Source organism: Brevibacillus sp. YAE8, from assembly GCF_057543335.1.
In genome coordinates, this window is the sequence record NZ_BAAIYG010000002.1 from 431,215 (window position 1) to 446,954 (window position 15,740).

A 15,740-nucleotide genomic window follows, 5' to 3' on the forward strand; every position below is an offset into this window, starting at 1 on the left:
CTAGCTCACCTCCTTGCCGATTTGCGACGTAAAGATTTCCTGGTAAACCCGGCACGTAGCCAGCAGCGTTTCATGCGTGCCGATTCCGGCGACCTCTCCGTTGTCGAGCACGACAATCTTGTCGGCATCCATGACAGAGGTGATCCGCTGCGCGATCAGGATGCAGGTCAGCCCTTTTGCGTACGTTTGCAGCGCTTCCTTGATCTTGCTCTCCGTCGCCACGTCGACCGCGCTCGTGCTGTCGTCGAGAATGAGAATCTCCGGCTTTTTCACCAACGCCCTGGCGATGGAGATGCGCTGTTTCTGCCCGCCGGAAAAGTTGACTCCGCCTTGGCCGACGCGCGTCTGGTAGCCTTCCGGCGTCGCCGCAATGAACTCGTGGGCCTGCGCCATCCGGGCCGCTGCTTCCACTTCCTCCTCCGTGGCATCCTCCTTGCCCCAGCGGATGTTTTCCAGCACCGTTCCCGTAAACAGCGTCGTCTTTTGCGGGACGATCGCCATTTTTTCACGCAGCTTGGCCGGGTCCACCTCGCGGACATCTTGCCCGTTTACGCGAATCGTCCCTGCCGTCACATCGTAAAAGCGCGGAATCAGGCTGACGAGGCTGCTTTTCCCCGCCCCGGTCGAACCGATGATTCCCACTGTCTCTCCTGGCAGGCACGAAAACGAAATCTGCTTCAACACAGGCTGTCCACCTTCGCCATCGTACGAAAAGCTGACCTGTTCAAAGTCAATCCGGCCTTTTTCTTCCCCCGGCTCCCGTCCATACGCCGCGTCCTCTTTCCAGCTCATCCGGTTTTCCTCGGCGAAAACTTCTCCGATCCGGCCAGCCGAAGCCTTGGCCCGCACGAACATGTTGAAAACCAGGGAAATCATCATCAGCGAAAACAAAATTTGCGTCATGTAGTTGGTGAACGCAATAATGTGGCCGACCTGGATATTGCCTTGCTCCACGCCAAGCCCGCCCATCCAGAGCACGGCCACAATCCCGAGGTTGACCGTCAGCATGATCGCCGGGCTGAACACGGACATGACGCGCGTGGCAGACAGCGACTTCTCTTGCAACTCTTCGTTTGCCCGCGTGAATTTGCCGACCTCGAAGTCAAAGCGGTTGAACGCCTTGACGACTCGCACCCCTGACAAATATTCGCGCATCGCTCCGTTGACGCGGTCCAATGCTTGTTGCACCTTGAGGAAAAACGGAAAGCCGATTTTCAGATTCAAAAAGATCAACAAGCCGACAATCGGCACGACGACAGCGAGCACGACAGCCAACTCCGCATTCAACTGCGTCGCCATGAACAGTCCCCCGATACACACCAGCGGCGCTTTGACGAAAATGCGCATCATCCCGTTGACGAACACCTGCACCTGGTTGACGTCATTGGTCAGGCGGGTGACGAGCGACGCCCGGTCGAACTTGTTGAGACTGTCAAACGACAAGGACTGCACCTTGGAAAACAAATCGGACCGCAACTGCGCTCCGAAGTTTTGCGACACATAAGTGGCAAGCACGTTGCGCATGGAGGCGGCGACAGCGCCCAGCGCCGTAATCAAGAGCATCAGTCCCCCGGTTTTCAGCACGTAATCCATGTCACGCTGCGCCACTCCGATGTCGATAATCCGCGACATGATCGTCGGCTGCAACAAATCGCACAACGCCTCCACCATCAAAAAGATCATGGAGATGCTCGCGAGCACGCCGTACTTCTTTATGTATTTTTGATAAAACCGCATTTGTTCACCTCATCCCTCGCCTCTTTTGCTATACGTGAAACTTCTATGTTCCACGATACCTGTTGGCATAAAAAATGTCACGGGGGGAGTTGCGGCAAAAAAGCAGTTCGGTGCAGAAGCAAAGCGTGGCTCGCGATGTTTTCACGCTAATCGTGCGGCCCCATTTGCTGGCTGACTTCAACCTGCGTGATGCGCCAAGCCGCAAATGCGCTTTTGTGCAGCGCAAACACCAGCGTCCCGCCGTAGATTTGCCGCACGGTACGATTCGGGTTGTACTCGATCGCCAGAAACCGCGCGACGACTTGGCGCTCGTCCGCCGAGACGAAATGCTCGCTGAGCGTTACTTCCGGCTCGCCCAACTGCTTCGTTTGCGCAAACTGAAAAAAGCCAGCGATTTTGCCCGCATCCGCCTGGTCAAGCGCCAGCTCGCCCGCTCTGCCTGCGCGCACAGCTTCCAGCGCGTCTTCGACTGTTTGGATCGGCGTTGCCAGCCCCAGCGTCAGCCAAAACGTAAAGGCCAAAACGGCCAGCAGCAAACCGCTTATGCGTATGATTCGCTTTCTCACGCTCTTCCCCTCGCTTCCCGATACATCTCTTTCCATCATAACGACAAACAGGCAGCAACGAACACCTTTTCCTGTTCGTTGCTGCCTGAATTGTGTTTCTTCTATTATATAAGCATCTGCTTATTTTTGCCGTTGCTCCGTTACTCCCACGACCGCGAACGTTTTCGCATCGACAATCACGCCGAATTTTTCCTTGGCTTGCGCAAGCGAGATGTAGCCGTTTTTCACATCGCGGGCGACTTTTTCGGCGGGGCGGTCAAACGGGTTGCCGTAACCGCCGCCCGTTGCCGTGTACAGCTTGACCACATCGCCTTTGTTCAGCGGATAGCGCGCCTTCACGCCGAACGGCCCGTCGACCTGCCCGTCTGCTTTTTCCACCATTACGTAGTTCGGCGAGCCTTCCTCCCCGCCATTCAGGCTCCACGGGGCAAAATGATGGCGGCCGAAAATGACGGACAGCTTCTGGTTGTCGCTCATCGCCCGGTAGGAACGGATCGCGCCCGAGCCGCCGATGTATTCGCCTGCACCCGCGCCGTCGCAGTGCAGTCCGTATTCCTCGACCATCACGCCGTAACGCGTCTCCGCCACCTCGACTGGCACGTTGTACGTCTCGCCGTCGCCCATGCAAAACTGGCCACGCTGGCCGTCCTGGCCTTGCCCTGCCCCCCAGCCGCCGACAGATGGCTCCACGATCAGAAACGGTTCGTTCAAGTCGGGGTGAATGCCGTTTACGACTACGGACGCGATAGAGAGCAAGTGACCTGCTGTCAGCCGATCCGGCAGCACGGGAGCGAGCGCTTTCCAGATCAGGTCGGCACCGCCGAGCCGCGCCTCCCAGTTGATCGAGACAGGAGCCGGGCGCTTGGCCGAGACGATCGAGCCTTCATCCGTAATGATCGAAAGCGGCTGGAACACGCCTTCGTTGACGTTTTGCGTCGGCCGGATGACCGCCAGATAAATCGCGCGCACGCCCGCAAGCAGCGCGTAGTACGAGCAGTTGACCGGAGTCTGCACCTGCGGATGGCTGCCGCGGAAGTCGCAAAGAAACTGGTCGTCCGTAATCGTGACTTTGACCTTGATGAGATACGGGCCTTCGCCGTTTCCGTTGTCCTCCATGTAGCCTTCCGCCTCGTAGACGCCTTTTGGCAGTTGCTGCAGCTCCTTTTTCGCGAGCTGCGCGCCTTGCTCCATCAGTTGCCCGACAGAGACCAGGACCATTTCCTTGCCGTATTTTTCGCACAGCTCCTGAAAGCGCCGCTCGCCTGTTCGCAGCGCGGCTGCCTGCGCCCACATGTCGCCGAGCGACAAGTCCGGGAAGCGCACGTTTGTTTTGATGATTTCCACGACGGCCTCGTTGACGACGCCTTTGTCAAACAGCTTCACGCCCGGCAGTTGCAAGCCTTCCTGATAAATCTCGTTGGCATCGCTCGTAAACGAACCGGGGTCTTTGCCCCCTACTTCTGTCCAGTGGCCTTTGTTGGCGGAAAACGCGACCAGCTCGCCGCCGTAGTAGATCGGCATGACCAGGCCCACGTCAGACAAGTGCGAGCCGCCGCCCACGTACGGGTCGTTGATGATGATGATGTCGCCGGGAGACAGCTTTTGCCCGTTGTCGAACTTCTCCAGCACGTGCTGGACCATCGGGCTGAGCATGCCGATGAAGCTCGTGACCCCGTTGCCTTGGCTGACCAGACGGCCCTTGGCATCGGTCAAGCCGCAGGCGTAGTCGAGCACTTCGTAGATGATCGGGCTCATCGAGGTGCGGGCGAGCGCGTAAAACATCTCGTCGCCGATCGCTTTCAGCGAATCTTTAATGATCTCCAGGCTGAATGGGTCCATCTTCGTCGCAGTTTGCTGTTCCATTACGCGCTCACTCCTGTATCCATAATCAGATTGCCGTATTCGTCCACTGTCAATGTCTGTCCTGGATAGAGCAAGGTCGAAGCCGAACGCTCCTCCACGATAGCCGGACCGTCGATTTTTGCTCCGGCTCCCAGGTCTGCACGCAAGTAGATCGCCGTGTCCAGCCAGCCGCGCTCTTCAAAATAGACCGGGCGGACTTCCTTGACCGCAGGCGCGTTCGCATCTATTGCTGGCGGGAGTTTTTTCAACACCGGCTTGTCTACCGTCCCGAGCGCAGTCAGGTGCAGGTTGACGATTTCTGCCGTCGCGCCTTCGAGCTTGAACGTGTAGTTCTGCTCGTGCAGCTCGTGAAAACGCGCCATGATGTCGGCAAGCGTTTCTGTTGTCCAGATACCGGACGGGACAGGCACCTTCACCGTATGCTCCTGCCCGATGTAGCGCATGTCGGCGATCCGGCCAAAGACGATCCGTTCCTGTGCCACTCCCTCTTCACTGAACTGCTGCGCCGCCTGCGCCTCCAGCCGTTGCCACTCCTCGTTTAACCCCGGCAAGTTTTGCTCCTGTAGCCGCTTGATGTAGGTCTGGATGTAATCGTGGCGCAAGTCGGTCATCAGCATCCCCCACGCCGAAAAGACGGAAGAAGCGACAGGAATAATCACTTTTTTCACGCCCAGCTCTTTGGCCAGAGCGGCTGCGTGCATCGAACCGCCGCCGCCGAAGGCCACCAGGGCAAAATCGCGCGGATCGTACCCTTTGCGAATCGAGATCAGCTTCAGCGCGTTCAGCATGTTCGAGTTGGCAATGCGGATGATCCCGAGCGCCGCTTCTTCCACCGTGGTGCCGTAATGCTTCGCGACTTTTTCCGCGACAGCGGCCTTGACTTGCTCCAGATCGACCTGGTAGTCAAAGTTTTCCTTGGACAGACGGCCGACGAGCAGGTTCGCATCTGTCGTGGTCGGCTCTGTTCCCCCTCGGCCATAGGCGACGGGTCCCGGGACCGATCCGGCAGACTGCGGGCCTACGCGCAGCGAGCCTGTCTCGTCGATCCAGGCAATCGAGCCGCCGCCGTTTCCGATCTCCACGATGTCGACGACGGGCACTTTGATCGGATAGCCCGCTTCCTTGTCCGAGCGCTCGATGTAGTAGTCCGTCGTGACTTTCACTTCGCCTTTGCTGATCAGCGAGCACTTCGCTGTCGTCCCGCCGATGTCAAAGGCAATCACGTTTTGCTCGCCGATCAGCTCGCCGATGACCGCCGCTCCGTAAATGCCTGCTACCGGGCCGGATTCCACGAGGTGAATTGGCGTCTTTTTCGCCTGCGCGAACGTCGTCGTCCCGCCGTTGGACTGCATGATATAGTTGTTGCCGTGCGATTGGCTCTCCGCCAGCTTGTTGTACAGCCGATCAATATAGGAGGAGGCGATCGGCTGCACGTACGAGTTGAAAACAGTCGTGCTCGTGCGCTCGTATTCGCGCCATTCTTTTGTCACTTCGTGCGAGGCCGTGACAGCTACTTCCGGCCACAACTGCTGGATAAGCCGGACCGTTTTCTGCTCGTGCGCCGGATTGACGTAGGAATGCAGGAAGGCAACGGCGATTGCCTCGACCTGCTCTTCGCGAAAATAGGCGACGATGTCTGCCACCTGCGCCTCGTTGAGTGGCGTCACGACCTCGCCTTTGTAATTCAGGCGCTCTTCCACTTCCCGGCGCAAGTACCGCTCGACGAACGGCTCCGGCTTTTGATAGCGGAAATTGTACAGGTCCGGGCGATTGCCCCTGGCGATTTCCAGCACATCGCGAAAGCCCTTGGTCGTAATCAGTCCTGTTTTGACGCCTTTGCGCTCGGTCAAGGCATTGATGATGACCGTCGTGCCGTGAATGAACATTTTGATCGACTCCTGCGGAATGCCGCTCTGGGCAATGACGTTCAGCACCCCCTGCTCAAAATGCGGCGGGGTCGTATGCGCTTTGGCCATGCCAAATTCGCCTTCGTCTGTCACATACACCAGGTCGGTAAAAGTGCCGCCAATATCGGTTGCTATTCTCATCGTTTTTCACCCTTCTTGTTTTCGATAGTGAACCATTGTTTCGTTTTTTCTCGGAAAGAAGAGCCGATGCTGCCACAATCTCATGCTTCTGCCAGCATCAGCCTGATGAGCGCAATCGCCCGTTCGATTTCCTGCTCGGTGTTGAAATAATGGGGCGAAATGCGCGCCATCCTCTCGATCCCGTACTGCTGGAGCAACGTATTCGCCATGAACGTTCCCGCCTCGATGATGACCGCGTGCCGCTCCAAAAAAGCCGTAATCGCATCGGGGCTTACCCCTTTTATATTGAACGGAATAATCGCCAGCCGGTCAGTCTCGTCCTGCGGTCCGTAAATCTCCACCCCCGGGATGGTCCGTAGTTTTTCCAACGTAAAGGAAGTGAGGTGCTTGACTCTTCTGTAGATTGCCGCGACGCCTACTTCCTGTGCGACCTCCAGGGCCGTACCCAGCCCCAGAATGGAAGGAATGATCGGGCAGCCAGCTTCCAGCCGTTTGGCCGTCGACAAAAAGGAAATTTCGTTCGTCTGAAAATCCCACGTCGTTCCGCCCCATCCGGTAAAGGCCGGGGTAATGCTTTCGATCTGTGCCTTTCGGATAAAAACGATACCTGAGCCCTCGGGGCCGCGCAGCCATTTGCGGCCGCAAGCGACGAGAAAGTCGCAGGGCAGCGCGCGCATGTCCAAAGGGACGAGGCCCAATGTCTGCGAAGCGTTCACCAAGGTCAGAATGCCTTTGCGGCTCGCCATGTCGCAAATTTCCTGGATCGGCTGGAGAGCGCCGGAAGCGTTCGGCAGGTGTGACACGGTAATCAGCCGGGTGCGGGGCGTAATCAGTTGCTCAAGCTGCCTGATCGAGATGACGCCGCTCGCGTCGGTGCGCAGCACGACCAGCTTGATCTTGCCTTGTTCCGCAAGCCGCTTCCACGGCACGTAATTGCTGTGAAATTCCAGGTCCGCCAAAATGACTTCGTCGCCTTCGTGCCATCGGATGCCGCTGGCGATCATGTTAATACCTTCTGTTCCGTTTTTGGCAAAAGCGATCTCTTCGCGCGCCGCTCCGATAAAGGCAGCGGCTGTTTCCCGGATCGCATCGACTTTCGCATAAATGTCCCGGCGAAAAGCCGGCAGGTAGGGCCCGACGGTCGCCGTCTTTTGCAAATAGGCGACCATCGTGTCCACGACCTGCTGCGGGGGGACGGAAGCCGCTGCCGTGTTCAAATACGTGTAGGTCATGTCCCCGTCTCCCCTCACAGTTGAAGCAGTTGTTTGGAGAGCGTCATCAGATTGAGGCAGCCGTCCTCTGTCACGACGACGTTATCCTCAATTCTGACCCCGCCCTTGTCCGGCAAGTAAATGCCAGGCTCAATCGTAAACGCCATCCCCGGTTCGAGCCGCAGCGGATTTTGCTTGTGCATGTACGGCTCCTCGTGACCGCTCAGCCCGATGCCGTGCCCGAGACGGTGCGTGAAAAACTCGCCGTAGCCGCTGTCCCGAATGATCGCGCGGGCTGTCTCGTCGATCTCATGCGCCGTGACCCCCGGACGCACGGCGTCAACCGCCGCCTGCTGCGCCTGCCGCACGATCTCGTAAATGCGCGCAAGCTCAGGCGCAGGCTCGCCTACCGCCACCGTCCGCGTAATGTCTGCCACATAGCCTTGGCAGTACGCCCCGAAATCGAGCACGACCAGCTCGCCGGACCGGATGAGCTTGTCCGCAGCCCTGCCATGCGGGAGCGCCCCGCGGTAGCCGGAAGCGACGATCGTGCCAAACGGCGTGCCCTCCGAGCCTCTTTTGCGCATCTCGTATTCCAGCTCGGCGGCAATTTCCAGCTCCGCCACTCCTTCGCGAATCGCCGGAAGGACAGCCGTAAAGCTTTCTTCCACGATCCGCACCGCCTGCCGAATCGCGGCGATTTCCCGCTCATCTTTGACGACGCGCAGCTTGTCCACCGTTTTGTCGATGGCGACCAGCTCTTTTGCCCCCAGCATTTCTGCCGCTTTCAGCTCCTTGACGCGCATCTGTCCTTCCTCGATGCCGAGGCGTCCGAGCGTGCCCAGCTTTTGCCGCAGTGCCGCCAGCGCCTGATCCGGGCCTTGCTCGTCCGTGTACCAGAACAGCTCATCATGAGCCAGCTTCTCGACCTTGCTCAGTTCCACCTGGGGAACGACAAACAGCAACCGGTTTTCTTTGGTGAGGACCGCGAAGCTGAGCCGTTCGCTCGGCTTTAGCGCCAGTCCCGTGAAGTAGTACAGATTCGGTCCGGGCACTACGATGCAAGCATCTGTGTTTTCCTGCTGCAAATAGCGTGAGAGTCGTTGTCTTCTCGCTTCTGGCATCTCACTCTCTCCTTTGTCGTTCCGATTTTACGATTTGCCCATTTTCAGCATCGAACTGAAGAAGTTGTACAACGCATCCCCGGCGATAAAGCCTGCGGCCAAAATGCTCATCGGCACTTCTGCTTCCTTGCCTTTCCATTTCAGGACGAGGGAGCGAATCGCAATTCCCGCCAGTACCGCCCAGCCCGCAGCCGGACTGAGGATCAAAAGCCCTGTCGCAAGCAGCACGCCAAGCTGCCGGTTTGGCCCGCCCAGCCATTGCAGGATCGCCCCCGGGATGGCCCAGAGCAAAAGCTGTTTGGCAATATCGCCGGATACGCCCGCTTCGATCGTCGCGACGTACACCTTGTCCACGGGCGGCACGAGATTGGCCTTGAAGTAGCCTTCATAGGCAAATAAAACGGCAAGCGTAGCGACACCGAAAGCGATCATCGCCGTAATGAACTGCTGGCGTCTGCCGTCCAGCTCGTACTCCATGTCCGCGCCGTTGCCGCGCAGGATGTAGCCTGTCTTCAAGTCGTAGCCCATATCGGCAAACGCAGGTCCCGTCGCGGCGCTGAAGCCGACGAGCAGTGCGAGAGCGACTGGCGGGAAGCCGACCAGCATCCCGATAATCAAGGTAATCAAGGCGACCGCAAAAGCGGGGAACCAGCCAGAGTGCATCGCGGAAATCCCTACGATCAGCTCGTGGACAAAAGCGGCAAACGCGGCAAACAGCAAGTAGCCGATAAACATGCCGAGCGACATGTCTGTCATAATGCCTCCCGTGATCGCGATAATCAGCGCGACCGCCAAGTAGGCGAAAAACCCGATGCCAAACACGCGGCCGATTTCTTTGTCCGCCTTCGTCTCCACCTCGGCAGCGGCTTGCGAAGTGGCAGAAATTTCGCTCTTTTGCACGTGCGCCTGAGCGGCTGGCTGCTGCTTCTTTTTCGAAATCAGGATGGCGACCTGCACCAGCGCCATCAAGCCTGCGCCGATCATGAAGCCGTGCGGCACGTACAGCGCGTTCAAGTCAATTCCGGCAAGCGGAATCGAGTAGGCGCGAATGAGCAGCCCCAGGCCAAACATCGTCAGCGCGGCCAAATTCCCGATGAACGCGACCCCGAATGCCGACATCGGCACCCCGAGAAAAGACCCGACCAGACCGCCCGCGATCCCAAGCCCGAGAAACTTGGCGCGTTTGCCACCCTGGTCCCCGGCAATGATCGACTCTGCCGTCGCAACACCTGGCGGCCACGTCCCTTGCGCCGGAAAAATTTTGTTGTCGAACATCTTGTACATGAGAAAAGCGTCTACAAACATCGCCAACGCCGCCCCGATCAGCATCGGCAGGATCAGCTCGGTTTTGCCCATCAAAAACGGTATGCCGATCGGGATCAATAGGCTGTTCGCGGCCCCGAACGTAGCTGAGGAAATCGCCGTTTGAATGATGTTTTGCCGATGCACCGAACGGTATTTTTTCATGATCGCAATCGGAATCCGGGAGATGACCATCGCCAGTAACGCACCAATAATTGCTGTATTCGCCGAAATTCCCAATGTGACAATCAACTGCATCCCGATCACGGCCCCCATCACCGAAGTAATGAGAATCAAAAAGAGCGTAAACGGTTCTACCGCTCTTGGATGCCGCTGTTTTTCTGTTTGTTTTCTGTCGCTCATGCCTACACCCCCATCCGGTATCAGCAGCGTTCTCTCTTCCTTCCTGTCCACTCGCTTCTTTTTTCTCTCTCTTTTACTGCACCGAAAACCAAAACAGATCCGACCCCGAAGCTGCTATGCAAATGCGCTGCCTCCCTCACCTCCTTTAAAAGCGTTGTGCGATTTTGTGCATTTGTGCGATTTTGCTAGATTCCATGCGAGATAGCGTGGTGCGGGTTTGGCGGGTTTGGCGATTTTCGCGGATTTTGCGATTTTCGCGGATTTTGCGATTTTCGCGGATTTTGCGATTTTCGCGGGTTTCGCGGATTTTGCGATTTTCGCGGGTTTCGCGGTTTCGCCGTTTTAGGAGTTTCCGCTAGTTTCTACTCGCTTTTGTCCGTTTTCACCCGTTTTCCCCGTCTACACGTAGCTGAGGTTGTATTTGTCCAGGTAATGCTGGACTTCACGCTGCCCCTCCTGCAGCGCAGACAGCATCGTCAGCAACCGCTCGCCCTCCGGAGTGCGGCTGACAGGTCCGGCAATGGTCATCGAGCCGACGATTTCCCGCCGCTTGTTGAACAGCGGAACGGACAGCCCGAACACCTCGTCGGCGAACTCGCCCGCGCTGAAGCACCAGCCGCGCTTTTTGATCTCGTCCAGCTTCTTGTACAGGCTCTCTTTTTCCACGACGGTGTGTGCCGTGAGCGCCGTCAAGCCTCTGGCGATCACCTGCTCCTGAACGTCGCGCGGCAAGTACGCCATAATAACCGTATTGGACGCCCCCGCATGCAACGGCGTCCGGCTGCCGACCGACACGGAAAACTTGATGCTCTGCGAGCTTTCCGCCATCTCCACGTGCACGCACTCCAACTGATCGAGCCAGGTCAAAAAGATCGTTTCGCCCGTCTGCTCGGAAACGTTTCTCATGATCGGGTAAATGTACTCCGAGATGCCCATCTTGTCTTCCACAAGCTGTCCGAACTCCCACAGCTTCATGCCCAGCTCGTACTTTTTCGTCTCGTGGTCCTGAATCAAATACCCCTTTTGCTCGAACGTAGCCAAAATGCGGTAGACGGTCGTATGGTTGATCCCCAATTCCTTGGCTAGCTCGCGCACTCCCCAGGAAGTTCGTTCTTTTGTAAACAGTTCCAACAGCTCCAACGATTTTTCCAACGTTTTTAATGTCATGGCCCAACCTCCTTGGTTCTATAATAGAACCACCGTTTCTTTTATATACACATTATAAGGGAGGGTGTTTTTTATTTTCAATCAATTTTTAAAACTCCAAATTCAATAAAATAATCCTGCTCGGACAAAACATCGACGGCGCACGTCCAGGAGACGCGCTTGCTTTTTTCTCCCAATCCGCTATATTAGGTAATAACTAAAAACATTAGGCAATACCTAACACATTCGTTTTTTGGCAAGTCGAGAGGGGGAACGGGAAGGCATGCTTGTCTGGATGTTGCGAAAAGTAATGGCGGACAGAGGCATCTGGTCCGGGGCGGCGCTCGCCCGGTTGCTGAAAGAAAAGGCAGGCTATGAACTCTCGGCTCCGTCGATCAGCGCGCTGCTCAACGGCCAGCCGAAGCAAATGAAAGCCGACACGCTGGATGCTTTGTGCACGGCGCTGGAATGCACGCCGAACGATCTGTGGGTGCACACCCCGCCCTCGCAAAACGAAGGGGCGTAATTCATTTTTTGGAGGTAGAAGGCAGATGGCAGTAAAAACAATCCTCCCTTTCGGAGATCCGATTTTACGCAAAACCGCAAAGCCCGTCACCGAGTTCAATGACAGGCTGGGAAAGCTTCTGGACGATATGACGGAGACTCTTTACGCCAAGGAAGGCCGGGCTGGGCTGGCCGCGCCGCAAGTCGGCTTTTTAAGGCGCGTGATCGTCATGGATTGCGGAGACGGGCTGATCGAGCTGATTAACCCGGAAATTTTGGAGCTGGACGGCGAGCAGATCGGGCCGGAAGCGTGCCTGTCTTTTCCCGGCTACTCGGGCATCGTGAAGCGCGCCCAGTACGTGAAAATCCAGAGCGCAAACCGGGCGGGCGAGACGTTCACGCTGGAGGGCGAAGGTTTTTTGGCGCGCTGTATCCAGCATGAGATCGACCATTTGAACGGCGTGCTGTTCGTGGACCGGATCGACGGGGACAAGCTGTACCACGACCAGACGAAGCGCAAAGTGAACCTCATGGACGTTTGGCAGTTGACGAAAAAGCAAGGGTAAACGGCACGGATGAACAAAACGCCAAAAAATCCACCTGACGATGCGAGGTGGATTTTTTGCATATGGGAAAGTTTGTCCTGATGGCCGAGGATTTCTGCGATGACGAGCACTACATACACGCTGCAGCTAATTCCAGCCGATTTCTGCGCAGTCATACACCCCATCGGAAATGGATAGTGCTACACCCGCTCTGAAGCCAACCGCTGTTCCTTCGACACGACGCCGCTGATAATGTAAACAGGTACGAATCCCTCACCTATCTCAATTCGTCTGGCAATGTTTGCAAGCTCCCACTTTTTTAGTAGCTTTGCCGCCTCTTTCATGCTGACCATTGCGTTATAAGCCAATTCATGGACGGTCAATTGGCCATTCCGATGTGCAGCCACCTGAAGTCCGATTCGCTCAATCTGCTCCGCTTCCTCCCTCGCCTGTATAGAGTAGAAAGTTCTGTAGGCTGCGCAGACCGCCCCAATCCCTCCATAAAAGATAAAATGGCTCCAATTCATGAATGCGTAACCGGCCAGAAAAGAATAAAGAAAGGCATAACAGCATGTCTGCATCAATTGCTCCTTTACCCGTTTGAGCTGCGCGTGCGGATTATAGTTGGGTTCCCGCAAGTACACCATTGATTCAGCGGTGACATTCGGAAACAAGTACATCACGGTCCCATCATTCCCGTAGGACATCGATACGAGATTGGCCTTGTGCCATCGATCGGCCATCCGCTGAATGGACGACAGGCTCTCGTCGGTAAATTCTGCGATTTCTTGTGGATAGAGAACACCTTGATTGTCCATGACATACCCCAAGACATCGTGCTCGGTTTTCCGTACATAATTTCGGTAAGTCAAATAAACAACATGAAATATTCGGATAACCGCAAACACGTTGACGAAGAGTGCCCCTGTCATAAACTCCTCTGAAAGGATGGTCTGTTTATCAAGCAGCCAGAGGGGAGCAATGATTGTCACGAGAATGAAACCGGTGACCTTCAGCCACTTTTTCCATATTTTCTGCTCCTTCTCATCCCCTTCTGTTTCGTCAGCCTTTCCACAATACTCTCCATCACTTGGCAACCAATTCTCGTAGATGAGCGGTGCCAAGTGATATACCACAGCCTCACCAACAGGAGTTGAACTGCTAACGACTTGCTTTTTCTCAAATTCCTTCAAGATTCGCTCACATTCTGATAGCTTCAGGGAAGTATCCAATGCCAGCATTGGCGCGGTAATCTGGTTACCGTGTTCGAGGGCAATCTGTATCACACGGCTATGATAAAAACGGTCCTGACTTTTTTCGCAAGCACTTTTTCAATCAGCAGGCTCGCCATGTAAATCAGGGAGAGAGCTGCCAAAAGTACACCTATAATGCTCCTATTGTCCATAATGAGATATAAAGTAGAAAAAAATGGCCGTTGCATTAGCAAACCAGTAATTAGCAAACACGATAGAAGAAAACTGCCACATATTACAATTATCATCGCACCGCCTAAGTACCTCATTTGCTCACCCCCTATCCTCTATTTGGTCCTGCTATAGAAATCCAGGAAAGTAATAAAGGATATCACCCGATTTCGTTACACTCAGGTCAGCATGTCCCTTTTTTTGAAGATCGTCCAAAATTTTTTGCGCTTCCTCCAGGGAGAGAGTAGATTTTGTAGCTATATCTACGACTGTAACATATCCATCATTCTCCCGGGCAATGTCCAAAACTTTTAAAATAGCAGAATCTTCTTTTGGGAAACGGATTATCTTCAGGATTTTTGCTATTTTTCCCTCCACCATCAGCCCGATCGGAAAAGCGAACGCGTAAGAGAGAATCAGGATCGAAAGCGTGTCTGAATCGAAATGCCGATAATCGTCCATTTTTTCTGGATTCCAAAGAAATTCCTGTGTAACAATTGGCAGCAAATATTGAAACCCAAAAAACAGAAGAATGGTTAGTGCAATAATACTCATATCATTCCCTCAACTTTCATATTTTCCCATGCTTTTCAATTTTACACTCCAGCCTCTCTTTTCGAAATCACCTTCCCACGTATTTTTATCTAAAATGCTAACAAATAAGATGTCATCTCGTCTGACCTAAACAAATTCCAAATAGAGTGTGAACACGAATGAATGGTCATCCCGACTGTAACGAAATACGCTGGACAGGAATTGAAAAGTAAAAAAGCGAAATCACGCCCATGCGAGGCCCCTCTGGATCTCTCCCAGAGCTGGACTTGCCTTCGGACGCCTTTCGCTTTTTTCATGAGCCTGGGGGCAAATACCCCACAGCACTTCTTCCGTTTCCCTTTTCTTCGGCAGGCTGCCGCTACGCAAACACAATCGTCTTGTTCCCGTACACGATCACTTTGTCCTCGACATGCCAGGAGATCGCCTGGGCCAAGACGTTGCGCTCGACGTGGCGGCCGGCCACCTTCAAGTCTTCCTCCGTGTAGCGGTGGTTGACGCGAATGACGTCCTGCTCGATGATCGGCCCTTCGTCGAGGTCGTTAGTGACGTAGTGGGCGGTCGCCCCGATCAGCTTCACGCCGCGCATGAAGGCGCGCTTGTACGGGTTGGCCCCGATGAACGCGGGCAGGAACGAATGGTGGATGTTGATGATCTGGTTCGGGTAATGCGCGATGAAGCGCGGGGACAAAATTTGCATGTACCTGGCCAGGACGATGAAGTCGACGTTGCCCTGCAACAGCTCCAGCGCCTTGCGCTCCGCCTCTTCCTTGCTCTGGGTCGCAAGCGGAATATGGTAAAACGGAATCCCGTACGCTTCCACCGTTTCTTTCGCATCCGGGTGGTTGCTGATGACCATCGGGATATCTACGCGAATCTCCTTCGACTTGACGCGCCAGAGCAGCTCGACGAGGCAATGGTCCATTTTCGAGACGAAAATCGCCATGCGCTTTCGCTGGCTTTCTTTGCTGAGCCGCCAGTCCATCGGGTAATCTTCGGCCATTTTCGCCAGGTCCTGCTCAAGCTGTCCAAACGATTCGGGCAGCGTCTCCAGGTCGAACAAAATGCGCATGAAAAACATGCCGTCGCGCGGGTCTGTCGTGTGCTGGTCGAACTGCACGATGTTCGCTTTGTAGCTGAGCAGCAGGTTGGAGACGGCCGAGATGATGCCCAGCCGCTCCGGGCACGAGATGAGCAGGATGGCTCGGTTGTCGTTTTTTGCAGGCTCGTGGTTCATATATGTTCCTCCCATTCTGGATGCTTTTCCCTTTTCCATAGACTGCCCAATCCGCACGGAAGACCTCGATCAAACGAATCGGCGTGATGGGCTTTGCAAGTACTTCTCGAAACAGTTT

At 55.4% G+C, this 15,740-nt stretch carries 13 protein-coding genes; 2 read left to right on the forward strand and 11 right to left on the reverse strand.

Annotation, left to right across the window (positions count from 1 at the left end):
* The 8 genes from AC27IT_RS04935 to AC27IT_RS04970 all read right to left on the reverse strand — a co-directional run bounded on the left by AC27IT_RS04935 (window position 1) and on the right by AC27IT_RS04970 (window position 11,381).
* A complete protein-coding gene (locus tag AC27IT_RS04935) occupies window positions 1–1,737 on the reverse strand; it encodes an ABC transporter ATP-binding protein (protein WP_487091638.1) in 1,737 nt (578 codons plus the stop codon).
* Window positions 1,738–1,883: 146 nt separating this feature from the next.
* Window positions 1,884–2,303, reverse strand: coding sequence for a hypothetical protein (locus AC27IT_RS04940; protein WP_122953186.1), 420 nt, complete (start codon window positions 2,301–2,303; stop codon window positions 1,884–1,886).
* Between the two features lie 120 nt (window positions 2,304–2,423).
* On the reverse strand, window positions 2,424–4,166 hold the full coding sequence (locus tag AC27IT_RS04945) for a hydantoinase B/oxoprolinase family protein (protein ID WP_007786181.1): 1,743 nt from the start codon (window positions 4,164–4,166) through the stop codon (window positions 2,424–2,426).
* The gene (locus AC27IT_RS04950; RefSeq protein ID WP_007786179.1) at window positions 4,166–6,214 is read right to left on the reverse strand and encodes a hydantoinase/oxoprolinase family protein; all 2,049 of its coding nucleotides are present in this window, start codon (window positions 6,212–6,214) and stop codon (window positions 4,166–4,168) included. Before AC27IT_RS04950 ends, AC27IT_RS04945 begins: the two co-directional genes overlap by 1 nt.
* Before the next feature lie 80 nt (window positions 6,215–6,294).
* Window positions 6,295–7,446, reverse strand: a complete 1,152-nt coding sequence (locus tag AC27IT_RS04955) for an aminotransferase class V-fold PLP-dependent enzyme (protein ID WP_487091639.1) — start codon at window positions 7,444–7,446, stop codon at window positions 6,295–6,297.
* A 14-nt stretch (window positions 7,447–7,460) separates the two neighbouring features.
* Complete coding sequence (locus AC27IT_RS04960) at window positions 7,461–8,549, reverse strand: M24 family metallopeptidase (RefSeq protein ID WP_025843980.1); 1,089 nt, start codon at window positions 8,547–8,549, stop codon at window positions 7,461–7,463.
* Between the two features lie 27 nt (window positions 8,550–8,576).
* Window positions 8,577–10,214 (reverse strand): OPT/YSL family transporter, encoded by a 1,638-nt coding sequence (locus tag AC27IT_RS04965; RefSeq protein WP_283858883.1) that lies wholly within the window; start codon window positions 10,212–10,214, stop codon window positions 8,577–8,579.
* 399 nt (window positions 10,215–10,613) lie between these two features.
* The gene (locus AC27IT_RS04970; RefSeq protein WP_221843520.1) at window positions 10,614–11,381 is read right to left on the reverse strand and encodes an IclR family transcriptional regulator; all 768 of its coding nucleotides are present in this window, start codon (window positions 11,379–11,381) and stop codon (window positions 10,614–10,616) included.
* Window positions 11,382–11,643: 262 nt separating this feature from the next.
* On the opposite strand from AC27IT_RS04970, the gene AC27IT_RS04975 reads away from it, so the two are divergent.
* Window positions 11,644–11,886: a helix-turn-helix domain-containing protein gene (locus AC27IT_RS04975; RefSeq protein WP_005834513.1), complete on the forward strand. Its 243-nt coding sequence runs from the start codon at window positions 11,644–11,646 to the stop codon at window positions 11,884–11,886.
* 25 nt (window positions 11,887–11,911) lie between these two features.
* Window positions 11,912–12,430, forward strand: a complete 519-nt coding sequence (gene def, locus AC27IT_RS04980) for a peptide deformylase (protein ID WP_005834515.1) — start codon at window positions 11,912–11,914, stop codon at window positions 12,428–12,430.
* Between the two features lie 179 nt (window positions 12,431–12,609).
* On the opposite strand, the gene AC27IT_RS04985 is transcribed toward def, so the two are convergent.
* From AC27IT_RS04985 to purU, 3 genes are all read right to left on the reverse strand, one after another.
* Window positions 12,610–13,602 (reverse strand): hypothetical protein, encoded by a 993-nt coding sequence (locus AC27IT_RS04985; protein ID WP_487091640.1) that lies wholly within the window; start codon window positions 13,600–13,602, stop codon window positions 12,610–12,612.
* 360 nt (window positions 13,603–13,962) lie between these two features.
* Window positions 13,963–14,388 (reverse strand): hypothetical protein, encoded by a 426-nt coding sequence (locus tag AC27IT_RS04990; protein ID WP_487091641.1) that lies wholly within the window; start codon window positions 14,386–14,388, stop codon window positions 13,963–13,965.
* A gap of 358 nt (window positions 14,389–14,746) precedes the next feature.
* The gene (purU, locus tag AC27IT_RS04995) at window positions 14,747–15,622 is read right to left on the reverse strand and encodes a formyltetrahydrofolate deformylase (RefSeq protein ID WP_005835503.1); all 876 of its coding nucleotides are present in this window, start codon (window positions 15,620–15,622) and stop codon (window positions 14,747–14,749) included.
* Window positions 15,623–15,740: the final 118 nt, after the last annotated feature.

What these genes read in the sequence shown, in the direction of transcription:
- AC27IT_RS04970 (WP_221843520.1), bottom strand. Translation starts at nt 11,381, where the DNA reads ATGACATTAAAAACGTTGGAAAAATCGTTGGAGCTGTTGGAACTGTTT.
- AC27IT_RS04990 (WP_487091641.1), bottom strand. Translation starts at nt 14,388, where the DNA reads ATGAGTATTATTGCACTAACCATTCTTCTGTTTTTTGGGTTTCAATAT.
- def (WP_005834515.1), top strand. Translation starts at nt 11,912, where the DNA reads ATGGCAGTAAAAACAATCCTCCCTTTCGGAGATCCGATTTTACGCAAA.
- AC27IT_RS04955 (WP_487091639.1), bottom strand. Translation starts at nt 7,446, where the DNA reads ATGACCTACACGTATTTGAACACGGCAGCGGCTTCCGTCCCCCCGCAG.
- AC27IT_RS04960 (WP_025843980.1), bottom strand. Translation starts at nt 8,549, where the DNA reads ATGCCAGAAGCGAGAAGACAACGACTCTCACGCTATTTGCAGCAGGAA.
- AC27IT_RS04935 (WP_487091638.1), bottom strand. Translation starts at nt 1,737, where the DNA reads ATGCGGTTTTATCAAAAATACATAAAGAAGTACGGCGTGCTCGCGAGC.
- AC27IT_RS04975 (WP_005834513.1), top strand. Translation starts at nt 11,644, where the DNA reads ATGCTTGTCTGGATGTTGCGAAAAGTAATGGCGGACAGAGGCATCTGG.
- AC27IT_RS04945 (WP_007786181.1), bottom strand. Translation starts at nt 4,166, where the DNA reads ATGGAACAGCAAACTGCGACGAAGATGGACCCATTCAGCCTGGAGATC.
- purU (WP_005835503.1), bottom strand. Translation starts at nt 15,622, where the DNA reads ATGAACCACGAGCCTGCAAAAAACGACAACCGAGCCATCCTGCTCATC.
- AC27IT_RS04965 (WP_283858883.1), bottom strand. Translation starts at nt 10,214, where the DNA reads ATGAGCGACAGAAAACAAACAGAAAAACAGCGGCATCCAAGAGCGGTA.
- AC27IT_RS04950 (WP_007786179.1), bottom strand. Translation starts at nt 6,214, where the DNA reads ATGAGAATAGCAACCGATATTGGCGGCACTTTTACCGACCTGGTGTAT.